This is a genomic window from Bradyrhizobium sp. MI1.4 (assembly GCF_055811315.1).
On sequence record NZ_JBVVPP010000002.1, the window covers coordinates 338,331 to 354,910 of the forward strand.

General features: G+C 63.3%; 16 protein-coding genes and 1 other RNA gene. 7 read left to right on the forward strand and 10 right to left on the reverse strand.

Annotated features, from left to right (window positions below):
- Window positions 1-39 precede the first annotated feature (39 nt).
- From fba to AC0L23_RS03935, 5 genes are all read right to left on the reverse strand, one after another.
- Window positions 40-1,107 carry a class II fructose-bisphosphate aldolase gene (gene fba / locus AC0L23_RS03915; RefSeq protein ID WP_085361603.1) on the reverse strand — a complete coding sequence of 356 codons (1,068 nt, stop codon included), beginning with the start codon at window positions 1,105-1,107 and terminating at the stop codon, window positions 40-42.
- Between the two features lie 67 nt (window positions 1,108-1,174).
- Window positions 1,175-2,371 carry a phosphoglycerate kinase gene (locus AC0L23_RS03920; protein WP_085361602.1) on the reverse strand — a complete coding sequence of 399 codons (1,197 nt, stop codon included), beginning with the start codon at window positions 2,369-2,371 and terminating at the stop codon, window positions 1,175-1,177.
- A 152-nt stretch (window positions 2,372-2,523) separates the two neighbouring features.
- Window positions 2,524-3,531 carry a type I glyceraldehyde-3-phosphate dehydrogenase gene (gene gap, locus AC0L23_RS03925; RefSeq protein WP_085361601.1) on the reverse strand — a complete coding sequence of 336 codons (1,008 nt, stop codon included), beginning with the start codon at window positions 3,529-3,531 and terminating at the stop codon, window positions 2,524-2,526.
- Window positions 3,532-3,678: 147 nt separating this feature from the next.
- Complete coding sequence (tkt, locus tag AC0L23_RS03930; protein ID WP_085351770.1) at window positions 3,679-5,664, reverse strand: transketolase; 1,986 nt, start codon at window positions 5,662-5,664, stop codon at window positions 3,679-3,681.
- A 185-nt stretch (window positions 5,665-5,849) separates the two neighbouring features.
- Entirely contained in the window at window positions 5,850-6,008 is a 159-nt protein-coding gene (locus tag AC0L23_RS03935; protein WP_158091727.1) for a hypothetical protein, read from the reverse strand.
- On the opposite strand from AC0L23_RS03935, the gene AC0L23_RS03940 reads away from it, so the two are divergent.
- The 5 genes from AC0L23_RS03940 to AC0L23_RS03960 all read left to right on the forward strand — a co-directional run bounded on the left by AC0L23_RS03940 (window position 5,977) and on the right by AC0L23_RS03960 (window position 8,491).
- Window positions 5,977-6,297: a DUF4164 domain-containing protein gene (locus AC0L23_RS03940; protein WP_026232773.1), complete on the forward strand. Its 321-nt coding sequence runs from the start codon at window positions 5,977-5,979 to the stop codon at window positions 6,295-6,297. The two genes, AC0L23_RS03935 and AC0L23_RS03940, sit on opposite strands and share 32 nt — an antisense overlap.
- Entirely contained in the window at window positions 6,294-6,677 is a 384-nt protein-coding gene (locus tag AC0L23_RS03945; protein WP_007599950.1) for a cell division protein ZapA, read from the forward strand. Before AC0L23_RS03940 ends, AC0L23_RS03945 begins: the two co-directional genes overlap by 4 nt.
- Before the next feature lie 48 nt (window positions 6,678-6,725).
- Window positions 6,726-6,885, forward strand: a non-coding RNA gene (gene ssrS, locus AC0L23_RS03950) — 6S RNA.
- A gap of 207 nt (window positions 6,886-7,092) precedes the next feature.
- On the forward strand, window positions 7,093-7,689 hold the full coding sequence (locus AC0L23_RS03955; protein WP_085361600.1) for a 5-formyltetrahydrofolate cyclo-ligase: 597 nt from the start codon (window positions 7,093-7,095) through the stop codon (window positions 7,687-7,689).
- On the forward strand, window positions 7,667-8,491 hold the full coding sequence (locus AC0L23_RS03960; protein ID WP_085385086.1) for a TIGR00282 family metallophosphoesterase: 825 nt from the start codon (window positions 7,667-7,669) through the stop codon (window positions 8,489-8,491). Before AC0L23_RS03955 ends, AC0L23_RS03960 begins: the two co-directional genes overlap by 23 nt.
- Before the next feature lie 190 nt (window positions 8,492-8,681).
- Here the strand turns inward: AC0L23_RS03960 and AC0L23_RS03965 are convergent, their stop codons facing one another.
- From AC0L23_RS03965 to AC0L23_RS03985, 5 genes are all read right to left on the reverse strand, one after another.
- Entirely contained in the window at window positions 8,682-10,025 is a 1,344-nt protein-coding gene (locus AC0L23_RS03965; RefSeq protein WP_085351771.1) for a c-type cytochrome, read from the reverse strand.
- The gene (locus tag AC0L23_RS03970) at window positions 10,022-12,199 is read right to left on the reverse strand and encodes a xanthine dehydrogenase family protein molybdopterin-binding subunit (RefSeq protein ID WP_085385092.1); all 2,178 of its coding nucleotides are present in this window, start codon (window positions 12,197-12,199) and stop codon (window positions 10,022-10,024) included. Before AC0L23_RS03970 ends, AC0L23_RS03965 begins: the two co-directional genes overlap by 4 nt.
- Window positions 12,200-12,207: 8 nt before the next feature.
- A complete protein-coding gene (locus AC0L23_RS03975) occupies window positions 12,208-12,672 on the reverse strand; it encodes a (2Fe-2S)-binding protein (RefSeq protein WP_018454596.1) in 465 nt (154 codons plus the stop codon).
- Between the two features lie 435 nt (window positions 12,673-13,107).
- The gene (locus AC0L23_RS03980) at window positions 13,108-15,012 is read right to left on the reverse strand and encodes a sensor histidine kinase (RefSeq protein ID WP_085351773.1); all 1,905 of its coding nucleotides are present in this window, start codon (window positions 15,010-15,012) and stop codon (window positions 13,108-13,110) included.
- A 367-nt stretch (window positions 15,013-15,379) separates the two neighbouring features.
- On the reverse strand, window positions 15,380-15,715 hold the full coding sequence (locus AC0L23_RS03985; RefSeq protein ID WP_083926372.1) for a hypothetical protein: 336 nt from the start codon (window positions 15,713-15,715) through the stop codon (window positions 15,380-15,382).
- Between the two features lie 176 nt (window positions 15,716-15,891).
- Here AC0L23_RS03985 and AC0L23_RS03990 point away from each other — a divergent pair, with 176 nt between their 5' ends.
- Both AC0L23_RS03990 and AC0L23_RS03995 read left to right on the forward strand, forming a co-directional pair.
- The gene (locus AC0L23_RS03990; protein WP_083926371.1) at window positions 15,892-16,155 is read left to right on the forward strand and encodes a hypothetical protein; all 264 of its coding nucleotides are present in this window, start codon (window positions 15,892-15,894) and stop codon (window positions 16,153-16,155) included.
- Window positions 16,121-16,510 (forward strand): hypothetical protein, encoded by a 390-nt coding sequence (locus AC0L23_RS03995; protein ID WP_240543344.1) that lies wholly within the window; start codon window positions 16,121-16,123, stop codon window positions 16,508-16,510. The genes AC0L23_RS03990 and AC0L23_RS03995 overlap by 35 nt, the downstream gene beginning before the upstream one ends.
- Window positions 16,511-16,580: the final 70 nt, after the last annotated feature.

Genomic DNA, 16,580 nt, shown 5'->3' on the forward strand with positions numbered 1-16,580 from the left:
TCCCCGCGAAGGGCGGGGAGAGGGGAAGGATAGAGCAGCTTACGCCACCTTCGGGGCGAGCTCGCCCTTGGCGTAGCGCTTGGCCATCTCGGCCGTGGTCAGCACCTTCTTGATCTTGGAGGCTTGGCCCGCGGTATTGAATTCCTGGAGCCGCTGCTTGCACAGCCTGGTCATCGCTTCCATCGCGGGCTTCAGGTACTTGCGCGGATCGAACTCTTCGGGATTGTCCTTGAGCACTTTCCGGATCTGGCCGGTCATCGCCATGCGGTTGTCGGTGTCGATGTTGATCTTGCGCACGCCGTTCTTGATGCCGCGCTGGATCTCGGCAACAGGCACGCCCCAGGTCGGCTTCATCTTGCCGCCATAGGCGTTGATGATGTCCTGGAGGTCCTGCGGCACCGAGGAGGAGCCGTGCATGACGAGATGCACGTTCGGCAGCTTGCGGTGGATCTCCTCGATCACGTTCATGGCGAGGATGTCGCCGTCGGGTTTGCGGGTGAATTTGTAGGCACCGTGAGACGTCCCCATCGCGATCGCGAGCGCGTCGACCTGGGTCTCCTGGACGAACTTCACGGCTTCATCCGGATTGGTCAGGAGTTGGTCGTGGCTGAGCTTGCCCTCGGCGCCGTGGCCGTCTTCCTTGTCGCCCATGCCGGTCTCGAGCGAGCCGAGCACGCCAAGCTCGCCCTCGACCGAGATGCCGCCGAGATGGGCCATGTCGGTTACGGTCTTGGTGACGCCGACATTGTAGCCCCAGTCACCGGGGGTCTTGCCGTCGGCCTTGAGCGAGCCGTCCATCATCACCGAGGTGAAGCCGGCCTGGATCGCGGTCATGCAGGTGGCCGGCTCGTTGCCGTGGTCGAGATGCACGCAGACCGGGATGTGCGGGTAGATCTCGGTCACCGCGTCCATCATGTGCTTGAGCATGACGTCGTTGGCGTAGGAGCGCGCACCGCGCGAGGCCTGGATGATGACGGGCGCGTCGACCTGGTTGGCCGCGTCCATGATCGCCAGCGCCTGCTCCATGTTGTTGATGTTGAAGGCCGGGACGCCGTAATCGTTCTCCGCCGCATGGTCGAGCAATTGACGCAACGTGATCCGAGCCATCTGTGTTTTTCTCCCGTTTGGGCCTGCAAGGCCACTGCTTGAAGGCGGCTGACGACTTGCCGACCGATTACTTGGTGCGCAGAACTTCGACGCCGGGCAGGGGCTTGCCTTCCATCCATTCAAGAAATGCGCCACCGGCGGTCGAGACATAGGTGAACTGACCGGCCACATGGGCCTGGTTGAGGGCTGCCACGGTGTCGCCGCCGCCCGCAATCGAGACCAGCTTCTTGGCCTTGGTGCGCTCGGCGGCATGCTTGGCGGCGGACATCGTGCCGCGGTCGAACGGCTGCATCTCGAACGCACCAAGCGGTCCGTTCCAGACCAGCGTCGCCGCATCGTCGATGGCGGCATGGACACGTGCGATCGACTGCGGACCGACGTCGAGGATCATGCCGTCGGCCGGGATCGCGTCGAGGCCATAGGCGTGCGACGGCGCGTTGGCCGCGAAATGATAGGCGACGGTAGCGTCGACCGGCAGGATGATGGCGCAGTTGGCGGCTTCGGCCTTTTCCATGATGCGCAACGCGGTCGCGGCGAGATCCTTCTCGGCCAGCGACTTGCCGATGCCGACGCCTTGGGCGTGCAGGAAGGTGTTGGCCATGCCGCCGCCGATCACGAGCGCGTCGACCTTAGTCACGAGGTTTTCGAGCAGGTCGATCTTGGTCGAGACCTTGGCGCCGCCGATGATAGCGATGACAGGCTTGGTCGGTGAGCCCAGCGCCTTCTCCAGCGCGACCAATTCGGCCTGCATGGTGCGGCCGGCATAGGCGGGCAGCTTGTGGCCGAGGCCTTCGGTCGAGGCGTGGGCGCGGTGCGCGGCCGAGAACGCGTCATTGACCCAGATGTCGCCGAGTTTTGCGAGCTCCGCGACAAAGGCCGGATCGTTCTTCTCTTCCTCTTTGTGGAAGCGGGTGTTTTCGAGACAGAGGATGTCACCGTCCTTCAAGCCGGCAACGGCCTTGACCGCGGGCTCGCCGATGCAGTCGTCGGCGAAGGCGACGGTCTTCTTCACGACCTTCGACAGCGCCTCGGCCACGGGCTTGAGCGAGTCCTTGGCATCGCGCCCTTTCGGCCGGCCGAAATGCGCGAGCAGGATGACCTTGCCGCCCTTGTCGGAGATTTCGGTGATGGTCGGCGCGACGCGCTCGAGCCGGGTCGCGTCGCTGACGCGGCCGTTCTCCATGGGCACGTTGAGGTCAACACGCAGCAGCACGCGCTTGCCCTTCACATCGACGTCGTCGAGGGTACGGAATTTGTTCGTCATCGGAGGCCCTTGTCCCGGGCGCACTGCGGCGCGTAGTGCCGCCGTGCAGAACCGGGACCCAAATTGCGGCGAGTCCCGCGGTTAGTTAAACGGGCCCCGGCTCTGCGACGCAGCGCTTCACGCTACGTCGCGTCCGGGACACGAGAGCGGAGTTAGATCACCTTCGACATCGCGACGGCGGTATCCGCCATACGATTCGAGAAGCCCCACTCGTTGTCGTACCAGGACATCACGCGCACCAGCGTGCCGTTCTGCACCTTGGTCTGGTCCATGTGGAATGTCGAGGAGTGCGGGTCGTGGTTGAAGTCGATCGAGACGTTCGGCGCGGTGGTGTAGCCGAGAATGCCCTTGAGCTGCTGCTCGGAGGCACGCTTCATCGCCTCGTTGATTTCCTTCGGATCGGTGGCGCGCTTGGCCACGATCTTGAGATCGACGACCGAGACGTTCGGGGTCGGCACGCGGATCGCGACGCCGTCGAGCTTGCCCTTCAGTTCCGGCAGCACGAGGCCGATCGCCTTGGCGGCGCCGGTCGAGGTCGGGATCATCGACATCGCAGCCGCGCGGCCGCGATAGAGATCCTTGTGCATGGTGTCGAGAGTCGGCTGGTCGCCGGTATAGGCGTGGATCGTGGTCATGAAGCCGGTCTCGATGCCGACGAGGTCGTTCAGCACCTTGGCGATCGGCGCAAGACAGTTGGTGGTGCAGGAGCCGTTGGAGACGACCAGATGTTCCCGGGTCAGCGTGTCGTGGTTGACGCCGTAGACGATGGTGGCGTCGGCGCCGTCGGCGGGCGCAGAAACGAGAACGCGCTTGGCGCCGGCAGTCAGATGCGCGGAGGCCTTGTCCTTCGAGGTGAAGATGCCGGTGCATTCCATCGCGATGTCGATGCCGAGATCTTTCCAGGGCAGCTTCGAGGGATCGCGCTCGGCGGTCACCTTGATCTTGTTGCCGCCGAGGCTGATCGTGTCGCCATCGACGGTCACGGTGCCGGGGAAGCGGCCATGGACGCTGTCGAAGCGAAGCAGATGGGCGTTGGTCTCGACCGGGCCGAGGTCGTTGATGCCGACGACCTCGATGTCCTTGCGGCCGGACTCGGCGATGGCCCGCAGGATGTTGCGGCCGATACGGCCAAAACCGTTGATTCCGACGCGGACTACCATGTTTCGTCTCCTTCAATGACCGTTGTCATCCCGCACAACGCGCTAGCGCGCCTGCGAGGGTTTTTTTAGGGCGGACGCCCGGTTCGGCCGGGCGGGGCTTGATCATATGGGAAGTTAGGTAGTCCTTTTTTTCGGCAATCTCAACTCTCAGGAAACGCGTTTCAGAACGGCGTTAACCGCGGCCTCGGCGGTAATGCCAAAGTGCTGGAATACCTTGTTGAGAGGGGCGCTGGCGCCGAAGGAGTGCATGCCGATGAACTCGCCATCCTGGCCGATCACGGCGTCCCAGCCCCAGCGCACGGCGGCCTCGATCGCGACCTTGATGGGGGCATTGCCGATGATCTCGTCGCGGCGCTCCTTTGGTTGCGCTAGCAGGAGCTCGAGCGAGGGAACCGAAACCACCCGGGTCGGAATGCCGCGCTCGGCGAGCTGCTTCTGCGCAGCCACCGCCATCTCCACTTCGGAGCCCGAGGCAAACAGCGTCGCCTTGGCTTCGCCCTGGGCGGCCACCAGCTCGTAGGCACCAAACCGGCAGGGGCTCTCGTTCGGTGCGGTGGTGCGCAGTTGCGGCAGGTTCTGCCGGGTCAGCGCCAGCACCGTCGGGCCGTCGATGCGGTTGAGCGCGAGCTCCCAGCACTCGGCAACCTCGATGGAATCGCACGGACGGAACACGCGCATGTTGGGAATGGCGCGAAGTGCTGAGAGATGCTCGACCGGCTGGTGGGTCGGGCCGTCTTCGCCGAGGCCGATGGAATCGTGGGTCATGACATAAACGACCCCGGTCCCCATCAATGCGGCGAGCCGCATCGCGGGCCGCGCATAATCGGTGAACACCAGGAAGGTCGCGCCGTTCGGCGCAAAACCACCGTGCAGGAAGATGCCGTTCATCGCCGCGCACATGCCGTGCTCGCGGATGCCGTAATGGATGAAGCGGCCCTTCGGCGTCTTGGCCGAGAACGCGGTTGCGGACTTCGCCTTGTTGTTGTTGGAGCCGGTGAGGTCGGCCGAGCCCGCCAGAAATTCCATCGGCATCGCGCCGGCAATCACTTCGATCACGGCTTCGGAGGATTTGCGGGTCGCCGCATTCATCGGCTTTTCCAGCAGCTCCTTCTTGTAGGCGCGCACCGCCTTCGCGAGCGCGGCCGGGCGCTCGTGGCGCAGGCGACGCTCGAACTCGGCGCGCTTGCGGCTGCCGAGTTCACCGAGCCTTGCTTCCCATTCCTGTCGTGCCGCCGCGCCGCGGCTGCCGGCCGCGCGCCAGGCCTTGAGCACGTCGTCGGGCACCGAGAACGGCTCCAGCGAAATGCCGAGATTTTCCTTGGCGGCCTTGAGCTCGTCGGCGCCGAGCGCTTCGCCGTGCACCTTGTTGGTGCCGGCCTTATGCGGGGCGCCGAAGCCGATGGTGGTGCGGCAGGCGATCAGCGTCGGCTTGTTTGATTTCTGCGCGCGCGTGATCGCGGCGGCGATTGCGGCCTGGTCGTGGCCGTCGATCTTTTCGGCGGCCCAGCCCGCCGACTTGAACCGCTTCACCTGGTCGACGGAGTCGGAAAGCGAGGTCGGGCCGTCGATCGAAATGCCGTTGTCGTCATAGAGCACGATCAGCTTGTTGAGCTTCCAGTGCCCGGCCAACGCGATCGCTTCCTGCGACACGCCTTCCATCAAATCGCCGTCGGAAGCGATCACATAGGTATGGTGATCGACAATCTTCTTGCCGAACTCGGCGGCGAGCATCTTCTCGGCGAGCGCCATGCCGACGGCGGTGGAAATGCCCTGGCCGAGCGGACCGGTGGTGGTCTCGATGCCCTTGGTGTGGCCGTGCTCGGGATGTCCGGGTGTCAGCGATCCCAACTGGCGAAAGTTCTTGAGCTGGTCGATCGTCATCTCGGGGCTGCCGATCAGATACAGCAGCGAATAGATCAGCATCGAGCCGTGCCCGGCCGAAAGCACGAAGCGGTCGCGGTCCGGCCAGTCCAGCGCGGCGACGTCGAATTTCAGGAATTGGGTGAACAGTACGGTCGCCATGTCGGCGGCGCCCATCGGCAGGCCCGGATGACCCGATTTCGCCTTCTCGACGCCGTCCATGGCAAGGCCGCGGATCGCATTGGCCATACGGTTGTGATCGACCTGCGTCATGTCTGAAAATCCGTCTGAAATGAGGCGCTTGTGGCTGGATTTGGCCGCGCCGGAAGGAGCCTTTCGGCCGCTGGGGTCGCGGCTGGGATAGCATCTCGGTTCCGACAGGCCAAGGCAATCAAACGCCGGTTTGGCCGCAAAAGTTGCTTAGCAGTGCATAGGTTTCGCGGCGGCGTTGCGATTCCCTAGCTTGCCACGTAAATTTCTGCTTCTAACCGCTTGCCGAACCGAGTCTTTTGCCGGACGGCAAGCCCCAGGAAAAGCCCAAAGGAAAACCCCAAGGGCAAGGCCACAGGTTCCGCCGCTGACTGCATGAACGATCGCGTATCCAACAGCTCTGCCATGACCGAGTCCTCGGCCGTCGAGATCGAGATCGCGACCCGCAGGCTCATGGCGGCGCTCGACTCGCTCGAAAGCGCGGTGGAGCGGCGGCGCGATGCCGATCGCGACGAGAACGAGCTCGCGGCGCGGATTCAGGCGCTCGGCGCGGACCGCTCGCGGCTTGCCGATGAGCTCGACGGCGCGCTGGTGAAGGCGCGCAAGCTCGAGCGCTCCAGCCGCGAGATATCCGATCGGCTGGATTCCGCGATCGTCACGATACGCTCGGTGCTCGATACCGGAGAGGACGGATGAGCCACATCAACGTCACCATCAACGGCCGGCAATACCGCATGGCCTGCGAGGAGGGCCAGGAGGTGCGGCTGCTCAAGCTCGCTGAAAGCCTGGAGACGCGGATCCAGTCGCTGCGCGGAAAGTTCGGCGAGATCGGTGATGCCAGGCTCACCGTGATGGCAGCGCTGACCGTCTGCGACGAACTGGTCGATGCCGGCAACCGCATCCGGACCATGGAGCAGGAGCTGACCGAATTGCGGGATTTCCGCAACGCCGCCGTCGAGCGCGCCCGGTTGACCCAGACCGCGGTCGTGAACGCACTGAACTCTGCCGCCGAGCGCATCGAGAAGTCGACCCAGGTCCTGAACCGGACCGTCGGCAACGGGATCGCCATCGGCTGATCGTTCACCGGGCTGGCGATTCGTCAGCATCGTTGTTACATTGCCCGAGCGGGGCTGCGACGCGCGTCAGGAGCCATTATCCCCGGGGCCTTATCGATCCTTTAGGGAACTGTCCCTGGCCGAGCCCGTGGGCTCGGACATATGGTGCCCACCTACTTTCGTAGGGAACTCCGGGATCGAGTGCTTCAACGGCGTTCGCGGCTTCGCACTTTTGTCTTTCTTCTTCTGGTTCGTACCCGTCGAAATTGCGTCCCCGACACGCTCGCGGTTCAGTCTCGGTGTCATGCCCCGGCTTGACCGGGGCATCCAGTACGCCGCGGCGTTGAGGTTCTAGCAGTGGCGTTTGTGGATACTGGATCGCCCGCCTTCGCGGGTGATGACAGCGGGACTAGTTCTGCCTCGGGGGAACACGCGCATGTCGAATTCAAAAGCCGAACTCCGTGCCAAAGCCCTCGCGGCGCGCGATGCGCTGAGCGAAAAGAAACGCATCGCCGCCGCCGCCAAGCTCGCCAAGCGCGGGCTGCCGTTCCAGCTTCTGCCTGGCAGCATCGTATCGGGCTATTCGCCGATCCGCAGCGAGATCGATCCGATACCGCTGCTGAAGAAGCTCGCCGAGCAGGGCGCCAGGCTTGCGCTGCCTTGCGTCACTGCGCGCGGCCAGGCGCTGATCTTCCGCATCTTCCATCCGAACGATCGCCTGATGCTCGGCCCGCTCGGCATTCCCGAGCCGTCGCCTGGGGCCGCTGAAGTCATTCCCGACATCATGCTGACGCCGCTCGCTGCCTTCGATCGTCTCGGCCATCGCATCGGCTATGGCGCGGGGCACTACGACCACACCTTCGCGCATCTGCGAAAAACCAAGACCATCGTCGGCATCGGGCTCGCTTTTGCAGCGCAGGAGATCAAGGCGGTTCCGGCACTAGCCCACGACGTGGCGCTGGATTATGTGCTAACGGAATCGGACGTATTCGATTTCCGGAGTTCTGAAGTTGCGCATTCTCTTCGTGGGTGATGTCGTCGGCCGTGCCGGGCGCAATGCCATCGCCGAATATCTGCCCGGCATGGTCAAAGACTGGTCGCTCGATTTCGTCGTCGTCAACGGCGAGAATTCCGCCGGCGGCTTCGGCATCACGGAAGCGATCTATCAGGAGTTTCTCGACGCCGGCGCCGACGCGGTGACGCTCGGCAATCACTCCTGGGACCAGCGCGAAGCCCTGGTGTTCATCGAGCGCGCGGAGCGCCTGGTGCGGCCGGCGAACTATCCGCGCGGGACGCCCGGCCGTGGCGCCGCGTTGGTCGAGACCAAGAACGGCAAGCACGCGCTCGTCGTCAACGCTTTGGGCCGCGTCTTCATGACCCCGTTCGACGATCCCTTCGCGGCCCTCGAGCGCGAGCTCGGCGCCTGCCCGCTCGGCATTGCCGCGGACGCCATCGTCGTCGACTTCCATTGCGAGGCGACCAGCGAGAAGCAGGGCATCGGCTTCTTCTGCGACGGCCGCGCCAGCCTGGTCGTCGGCACCCACACCCATGTGCCGACCGCCGACCACCAGATCCTGTCGGGCGGCACCGCCTACATGACCGATGCCGGCATGACCGGCGACTACGATTCCATCATAGGCATGCAGAAGGAGGAGCCGTTGCGCAGGTTCACCTCCGGGATCCCCTCAGGCCGCTTCGAGCCGGCAGCGGGCGCTGCGACGCTCAGCGGCGTTGCGGTCGAGACGGATGACGAGACGGGGCTTGCGCTCCGTATTGCGCCGGTGCGCGCCGGCGGCAGGCTGGAGCCGACGACGCCGAAATTCTGGCTGAGCTGAATTGCAGCGGCAGATCCCGCTGCACCTTCTCCCCTTGTGGGAGAAGGTGGCGCGAAGCGCCGGATGAGGGGTCGCTTCCGCGAATTCAAATGCGAGTTGGATGCGTGGAGACAACCCCTTACCCGGCTTCGCTTCGCGAAGCCACCCTCTCCTGCAAGGGGAGAGGGTGCAGCGTCAGTCGGCGCGAGAATTACTCCGCCGTCTGCTCCCGCAACTCCGCAACATCCTTCGCCGTCAGCTTCGAGCCCTTCGCGCCGAACCGCGCTGTCACGTAGTTCGCCACCGCCGCGATCTCGTCGTCGCTATAGGCGTTGCCGAACGCCGGCATCGACAGCGCGCCGTCCGGCGTGTCGCGCTTGGTGCCTGACAGCACGATTTGCGCGACGTTGGTGGCGGCGGGGTCGTTGACGGCCCAGGTGCCGGTCAGCGTCGCCATCGGCGAGACCGGGCTTTCGCCGCTCCAGCCATGGCAACTGGCGCAGGCGCTGGCGAACACCATTTTGCCGCGCGCATCCGCCGTGACGCCGTCCTTGTGCGAGGCGGGTGCGACGGGCGCGGTGATTGCGGGCAAGTCGGGCGAGGGCTGCGGCGGCACGCTGCGCAGATAAGCGACGATGCTGCTTATGTCCTCAGGCGCGAACTGGCTAAAGCTGTGGTCGACCGCTTCGCCCATCGGACCCGACGCCGAGCCGTGGCCCGGCGCATGGCCGAGCGACAGATAGGAGACCAGGTCCTCGTCGCTCCAATTGCCGAGGCCGGTGGCCTTGTCGGAGGAGATGTTGAAGGCGCGCCACCCCGCCGTGATCGCGCCTGCAAATTTCTTGCGGTTGTCCAGCGCAAAGCCGAGATTGCGCGGCGTATGGCATTCGCCGCAATGCGCCAGCGCCTCCACGAGATAGGCGCCGCGATTCCACTCCGGGCTCTTCGACGTATCAGGCGCAAAGCGCGTGTCCGGATTGAACACGGCCGACCAGAACATCATCGCCCAGCGCTGGTTGAACGGGAACGACAGCGTGTTCTCCGGCGACTTCGCACGCACCGCAGGCAGGCTGAACAGATAAGCCTTCACCGCCAGCACGTCCTCGTCGGTCATGTAGGTGTACGACGTGTACGGCATCGCCGGATAGAGCCGGGCGCCGTCGTGGCGCTTGCCGCGCTGGACCGCGTTGAGAAAATCCTGGTCGCTGTAATTGCCGATGCCGGTGTCCTTGTCCGGCGTGATGTTGGTGGAATAGAGCGTGCCGAACGGCAGCTTGAAGCCGAGCCCGCCGGAATAGTCCGTCCCGCCGGGCTTGGTGTGGCAGACCATGCAGTCGGCCGCCTTCGTCAGATATTCGCCGCGTTCGACCATGCCAGCCTTCTCGAGCTTGGCCGGCACGCCGGCCGGCTTGCCCGCGCGGTAATCCGCCAGCGCCACCTTGGTGCCGCCGGCAAAGTCGAGCGGGCCGGGGCCGCGGATGAACCAGAGGCCGAGTCCCGCCAGCACGATGGCGATCACGACCAGGCTTGTGAGGATACGCATCTTGCCGCTCATGCCTTTTTCCCCGCAGCCAGCAGTTTCCGATCGATTGGCAGGCGCCGCAGCGCAACGCCGGTTGCCGCGTAGATAGCGTTGCGCAGCGCCGGCGGTCCGGCATTGACACCGGCCTCACCGATGCCGCCGGGCGCCTCGCCGCTCCTGACGACGAAGACCTCGATCTTCGGTGTCTCATTGATGCGCATCATGCGGTAGTCGTGGAAGTTCGACTGCTGCACGCGGCCCTTCTCGATGGTGATCTCGCCATAGAGCGCGGCGGTGAGGCCGAACACCAGGCCTCCCTCGATCTGCGCCTTCACCGTGTCGGGGTTGACCGCGATACCGGTGTCGACCACCGAGACGATGCGGCGGAGCGCGATCTCGCCGATATCGTCGATCTCCGCTTCCACCACGGTGGCGAGGAAGCTTGCAAACGACGGTTGGACGCAGACGCCGCGGCCGACGCGCGGTGGCAGCGGTTGGCCCCAGCCGGATTTCTCGGCGGCAAGATTGAGCACCGCGAGCATGCGCGGATTCTTCGTCAGCATCGAGCGGCGGAATTCGACCGGATCCTTGCCGGCCTTGCGCGCGAGCTCGTCCATCGCGCATTCGACCGCAAACACGTTGTTGTTCGGACCGACGCCGCGCCAGAAGCCGGTGGGCACCGCCGGCGGTTCGGCGCGGACATATTCGACATGGAAGTTGGTGAAGTCGTAGGGTGCATCCACGGCGGCATCGACCGCGTCGATGTCGATACCCTTCTGGAACGCCGGCGGCAGCCAGCGCGCCAGCACGGCGGAACCGGCGACCTTGTACTTCCAGGCCGCGACCTTGCCGTCGACCAGCGACGCCGTGACCTGGTCGCGATAGACCGGACGGTAGACGTCGTGCTGGATGTCCTCCTCACGGGTCCATATCACCTTGACGGGATAGTCGACCTGCTTTGCGATCTTCACGGCGGCCACCACCATATCCGGCTCGAGCTTGCGGCCGAAGCCGCCACCGAGCAGATGCTGGTTGACAATCACCTTGTCGACCGGGAGGCCCGCAGCCTTCGCCGCCTCCGACTGCACGCGCGTCATGATCTGCGTGCCGGTCCAGATCTCGCAGGCATCCGGCCTGACGTGAACGGTGGCGTTGATCGGCTCCATCGAGGCATGCGCAAGGAACGGCAGTTCGAAGCTTGCCTCGAACCTGTCGCCGCTGGCGAGCCCCTTGGCGATGTCGCCGACCGATTTCGCGACCACGCCGTCCTTCTCGCTGGCGGCGCGCAGATGCTGCCAGACGTCCTTCGTGCTGAGCTTCGCGTTCGGTCCCTCGTTCCACTCGATCTTGAGCGCATCGAGGCCCTTCTTTGCGGCCCACATGTGATCGCCGATCACCGCGACCGCATCCTCGAGCACCACGACCTTGCGTACGCCCGCAATTTTGACCGCCGCGCTGTCGTCGACCTTGCCGACCTTGCCGCCAAAGACCGGGCAATTGGCGATCGCGGCGATCTTCATGCCGGGCAGGATCGCGTCGATGCCGTAGACGACCTTGCCATTGACCTTGTCCGGCGTGTCGAGCCGCTTCAGCGGCTGGCCGATGATGACGAAGTCCTTGGGGTCCTTCACCCGGACGTCCTTCGGCGGCGTTTGGCCCTGTGCGGCCAGTGCCAGTTCGCCATAGCCGAGCTTGCGGCCGCTTGCGGCATGCACGACCTCGCCTTTCGATGTCGTGCAGCTTGCCGGCTCGACCTGCCATTGCGCCGCTGCGGCCTGCACCAGCATCGCCTTCGCGCTGGCGCCGGCGGCGCGCAACGGATTCCACCAGGCGCGGATCGAGGTCGAACCACCCGTGGCCTGCAGGCCGAACGCCGGATTGGCGTAGAGCTTGTCGTTGGGCGGCGCGTGCAGCACCGCAACCTTTGCCCAATCCGCGTCGAGCTCTTCGGCCAGGATCATCGCAATCGAGGTATAGACCCCCTGGCCCATCTCGACTTGCGGCATCAGGAGCACGGTGCGGCCGGTGTCTTCGACCCGGATGAAGGCGTTCGGCGCGAATTTGCCGTCGGTCGTGTCCTTCGGCTGCTCCGGCTCGTTGACGGCGGCGCGGAGCGGCAGATGGAAGGCGAGCAGGAAGCCGGTGGCGAGACCGCCGGTCAGAACCGCACGGCGGGAGACGTCAGGAAGAGTCTTGTCGGTGATCATGGCGGACCTCACGACTGACGGCCGGAGGCGGCTTGCTTGATGGCCTCGCGGATGCGCACATAGGTGCCGCAGCGGCAGATGTTGCCGGCCATCGCGGCGTCGATGTCGGAATCGTCAGGGCTGGGCGTTGCCGCCAGCAGTGCCGCGGCCGACATGATCTGGCCGGACTGGCAGTAGCCGCACTGGATCACTTCGGCATCGAGCCAGGCCTTCTGCACCTTTGCGCCCGCTGGCGTGCTGCCGACATGCTCGATCGTGGTGATGGCGCGGTTCGCGACCGCGCTGACCGGCAAGACGCAGGAGCGGACTGCCTTGCCGTCGACGTGCACGGTGCAGGCGCCACACTGCGCAATGCCGCAGCCGAACTTGGTGCCGGTCATCCCAAGGACGTCGCGCAGCACCCACAGCAGCGGCATGTCAGGTGGCGCGTCGAACGATTTCGTTTCGCCGTTGATGGTGAGAACAGTTGCCATATGCATCCCCTTGCTCGCTCGATCGCTTGCGGCGATCTAGTCAGCGAATTTGCGCGCACAATAATCATATCGATGCGAAACGATGAAGCGTCGACATGTCCGGCAATGCATTTTTGCGCAGTGAGCGCGTCAGGCCATGACGTTCACGAATTTGTGCGGCGATCACTGCAGTAATTTTGGGCTAATTGATATGATAATCGTCATTTTCTGACGCATTTTGCTCACAAGCGTCATTGATGGCCACAGATGATCGTGCGAATGCGCAAAATCATGCGATGACGAAAGTCGTGCGATTGTGGAAGTCGATCGACGGCGCGATCAATTGCCGCGACTCATTGTTGTGCCCTCTCCCCTTGTGGGAGAGGGCAGCGACGCTGGTAGACGCAGGCTCATTCGGGTGAGGGGTCCGTCTCCGCGTACGGGCGCCGTTTTGGATCAAGCGACAAAGGGAAGCCTGATCGTGAACGAGGCACCGCCATGCTCCCGATTGCTCGCTGATATGAACCCGTTGTGTGCTTCGATAATGGTGCGCGCAATGGACAAGCCCATGCCCATGCCTTCCGCTTTACTGCTGTAAAACGGCTCGAAAACCTGTTTCAATTTGTCTTCTGGAATGCCGGGTCCGCGATCTGACACGGATAGCTCGGCGAATTGATCGACGCGCGCAGTCCGGATGCTGATAGTGCGGCTTTCGTGAGACGTGTCCTTCATAGCCTCGACCCCGTTCAGCACAAGGTTCAAAATGACTTGTTGAAGCTGAATGCGGTCGCCGAGGATCGGTAGCGCATCGGGCGTGATCACGTTGACCATTTCGAATTTTCGGCTGACGGTTAGCGCCAAAAGAAATCTGACCGTCTCTTGCACAACCTCATTGAGGTCCAGTTGCTTCAATTCGAACGGCGCCTTTTTTAGGAGGCTGCGCATCCTGCGAATGACCTCGGTGGCACGCCGGTCATCCTGTAGAATATCGTTCACAATTTCCCTGAGTTCAACGACATCGGAAAGTGCAGCGATATCGGGACGCTGCGATTGCAGGATCGCGGCTGCGGTTTCGGCGTTCGTCAGAATAGACCCAAGCGGCTGGTTGATCTCGTGAGCAATCGAGGCGGTCAGTTCGCCAGCGGTCGCGAAGCGATTAACGTGGGCGAGTTCAGTCATGCGCTGTCGCGACTGTACTTCGGCGAATTGACGACGGCGATGCTCACGTAGCAGGATAGCAATAAGCCCGGCTTGTATGAGAAAAACCGCGACGACGGATGCGATCAGCCATAAATACCGTTCCCACACCGATGGCTCGCGGAAGTAGACCGTGCTGCCGGGCGGCAGGTGGCTGTCGCTGATCCCGAACCGCTGCATTTGCCGCCAATCGAACCTTGGCAGCTCGAATTGGCTGGGTGCGACCTTTACGTCGCCAGCTTTTTCACCGTTTAGAATACGGATTGCCGCCGCGGCTGCGATAGTCATGCCCTTCTCAGTCGAATGCATGGAGCCGCCGACAATCGAGCCATCAAAAAATCCGTCAAGATAAGAAAATATGGGAGCATTGGCGGCAGCCGAGAGCCTGTGCAATGCGGCAGCGCCCTCATGTGTAACACCCGCCGCATCAACGCTCATCAGATGCCAGAAGATGGCGCTGTGAGGTGGAAGATGTGCCGCGTCTTTCAGGATATCTTCAAATGACAGCTTGTTATACCATCGTAGTTCAACCCGCCCGCTGAACGGTGCGAGTTCTCGCTCCAATACCCCTTGCCAAAATGTTTCATTGGGCGAAGCCCCATTCACGACGGCGATCACTTTCGTGTCGGGCAACACCTTCAGAATAGTTTCGATGGCGGCAGGAAAATTATGAGCCGCAGCGGCCACGGTGTCATACTCGGTCAGCTTGTCGTATTGGACCCGTCGCGCCTCGACGGAAGTAAACATCATGGGTGTCTTGGGGAAAAGCTGAGCGCGATACCGCTGCACAAACTCGGCAGCTGGCGCACCGAGGGCGACAATGAGGTCGGGAGGTTTGGCCCCGTACAATGCTTGGAGGTAACCGATAAAGGGTGCGAGCGCCTTGTCGTCGTCCACACGGGCGCTTAGCAGCGAGTGGTCCTGAAAGTCGATTGGGACTTTCGATTGCTTGATCATTTGGGGGCGAAGAAACTCAGCGAAATCGGTCCACGGTTTGAAGCGGAGGCCGAATGATTGCAGCATCAAAACGCGCTTGGGCTCAGGATCAGCCGCCCGACCCGGCCCCAGTGTTGCCAGCAACAATGCGACGACCAGCGGGGCGGCGAAGGTCCGCCTGCAAAAGGATCGCCAGGATAGTGAGAACAGGCAAAACCGCATTGCCATCCTAGTCCCCTCGGTCCCGGAGCCTAATGGCACGGCCGAATGTTTAATAGGCCGAAAAACGGCTGTCGGCGGCTTGGCCGGGGAGAGCGATCAGGACTGGACCCAGCGGCAGCGGACCGCAACGATTCCGGGGACAATGAATTCCAGCCGAAATCTTGGTTTTACTGCACGCGCTAACGGTGGCTGAAAGTTGAAGCTCGGGGTTCGCCCGAGCTTCAACAGGAGCAAGCCATGCGAAGCCCGAAGCCGTTCACCGTCTATCAGCCGGTCCCGGCTAAAGCCCGAAGCCCGCTCTTCGCCGTTCACGCCTATTCGCTCGATCAGGCGCGGACTTGAGCGCGAGGCGATGGAAGTCGCGGTCGACGGGTTAATAGGCGCAAATATAGTTTCCGTAAGCATCGTAGCAACTGCGGCGGTACGCAGCAGTGCCAACGGCAGCCGCGCCTACCGCTGCCGCTCCCACACCGTAGCCCCGATAGCCGTAGCCGCGATAGCCGCCCCGGTAGCCGTAGCCCCGGTAGCCTGCGCCGCGCACCGCAACAGCGCCGCCGCCTCGCGGTCCTCGAACTGCGACCGCACCGCCGCGATAACCGCCGCCACCCCGATAGGCACCTCCGCCGCGCCGAGCCTCGGCATCATCGGGGATCAAGCAGGCGGTGAGCAAAACGAAAGCGGCAAGAGAAGCAAGAATGAAGCGGAGCATGACAGAAACCCTTCCATGAATTCCTTAAGCCCCGCTCGCGAGATTGCGGCTCTCTCCGCGCAGGAGCTTGATGTAGATCAATCGAACCCGCCCACTGCGGCGACTACGCTATGTTCTGCCGCACCTGAGAAGGGCGATGAGCCTCAGTTGCGCAAGTTCCAAGAGAGAGGTCCGCCATGCATCCGAGCAAGCATCTTTCGATCAGGTCAGCGACTGTTGCCGGGATTGCTGCCAGCGCCCTGTTGGGCCTTGCAGGTCTCACGCTCAATCCAGGCCCAGCCAATGCGGTCGTGTATTGCCAATACACTGCCTACCCAGCGGGTTGCGTTGCTCGGGCAGGCGTCGTGCTCAGGCCCCGCCCGGTGGCGCGCGCCGCAGTCCGTCATAACGCCGGCGGCAATGCGAATGGTGGCGTCAATCGTGTCGGAGCCAGGCGGTAAAGGCCGGTTTCGCAAGCCAGGAAGAAGCCGCCATCGCCTCGTCCCGGTGGCGGCTTTGCTTTGTCTGGCGGGGATAGGCCACCGTACCGACGGGGCGGCTTTAGGCATGAAACACACTTGGTACGTCACTTTTGAAGTGCCGCTGGATGGCACACTGTCAAGACGGCGACATCCGCGGCTAACCAACACGTTTGAAAGCGAAGCAGCAGCCAAGGATTTTGCGCGAACCAAATTCAACGACGGACTGATCGTCAGTGCAGGGACTGTCATCCCTCACTTTCCGAGAGTGTCGATCCCATCGGCCGAAATCCCAACGTGGCTCGAAGCACCGAACCAAGTTGATCCAGATCAATAACTAGGCCACCGACGCTGGTGACATGCTCTAAGGGGCAGCAACCGGGAGCCTGACCATGAATGAACGTTCG

Coding starts and splice junctions, on each gene's coding strand:
- fba (WP_085361603.1), bottom strand. CDS start 1,107: ATGGCTCGGATCACGTTGCGTCAATTGCTCGACCATGCGGCGGAGAAC.
- AC0L23_RS03920 (WP_085361602.1), bottom strand. CDS start 2,371: ATGACGAACAAATTCCGTACCCTCGACGACGTCGATGTGAAGGGCAAG.
- gap (WP_085361601.1), bottom strand. CDS start 3,531: ATGGTAGTCCGCGTCGGAATCAACGGTTTTGGCCGTATCGGCCGCAAC.
- tkt (WP_085351770.1), bottom strand. CDS start 5,664: ATGACGCAGGTCGATCACAACCGTATGGCCAATGCGATCCGCGGCCTT.
- AC0L23_RS03940 (WP_026232773.1), top strand. CDS start 5,977: ATGAACGATCGCGTATCCAACAGCTCTGCCATGACCGAGTCCTCGGCC.
- AC0L23_RS03935 (WP_158091727.1), bottom strand. CDS start 6,008: ATGGCAGAGCTGTTGGATACGCGATCGTTCATGCAGTCAGCGGCGGAA.
- AC0L23_RS03945 (WP_007599950.1), top strand. CDS start 6,294: ATGAGCCACATCAACGTCACCATCAACGGCCGGCAATACCGCATGGCC.
- AC0L23_RS03955 (WP_085361600.1), top strand. CDS start 7,093: ATGTCGAATTCAAAAGCCGAACTCCGTGCCAAAGCCCTCGCGGCGCGC.
- AC0L23_RS03965 (WP_085351771.1), bottom strand. CDS start 10,025: ATGAGCGGCAAGATGCGTATCCTCACAAGCCTGGTCGTGATCGCCATC.
- AC0L23_RS03970 (WP_085385092.1), bottom strand. CDS start 12,199: ATGATCACCGACAAGACTCTTCCTGACGTCTCCCGCCGTGCGGTTCTG.
- AC0L23_RS03975 (WP_018454596.1), bottom strand. CDS start 12,672: ATGGCAACTGTTCTCACCATCAACGGCGAAACGAAATCGTTCGACGCG.
- AC0L23_RS03980 (WP_085351773.1), bottom strand. CDS start 15,012: ATGGCAATGCGGTTTTGCCTGTTCTCACTATCCTGGCGATCCTTTTGC.
- AC0L23_RS03985 (WP_083926372.1), bottom strand. CDS start 15,715: ATGCTCCGCTTCATTCTTGCTTCTCTTGCCGCTTTCGTTTTGCTCACC.
- AC0L23_RS03990 (WP_083926371.1), top strand. CDS start 15,892: ATGCATCCGAGCAAGCATCTTTCGATCAGGTCAGCGACTGTTGCCGGG.
- AC0L23_RS03995 (WP_240543344.1), top strand. CDS start 16,121: ATGGTGGCGTCAATCGTGTCGGAGCCAGGCGGTAAAGGCCGGTTTCGC.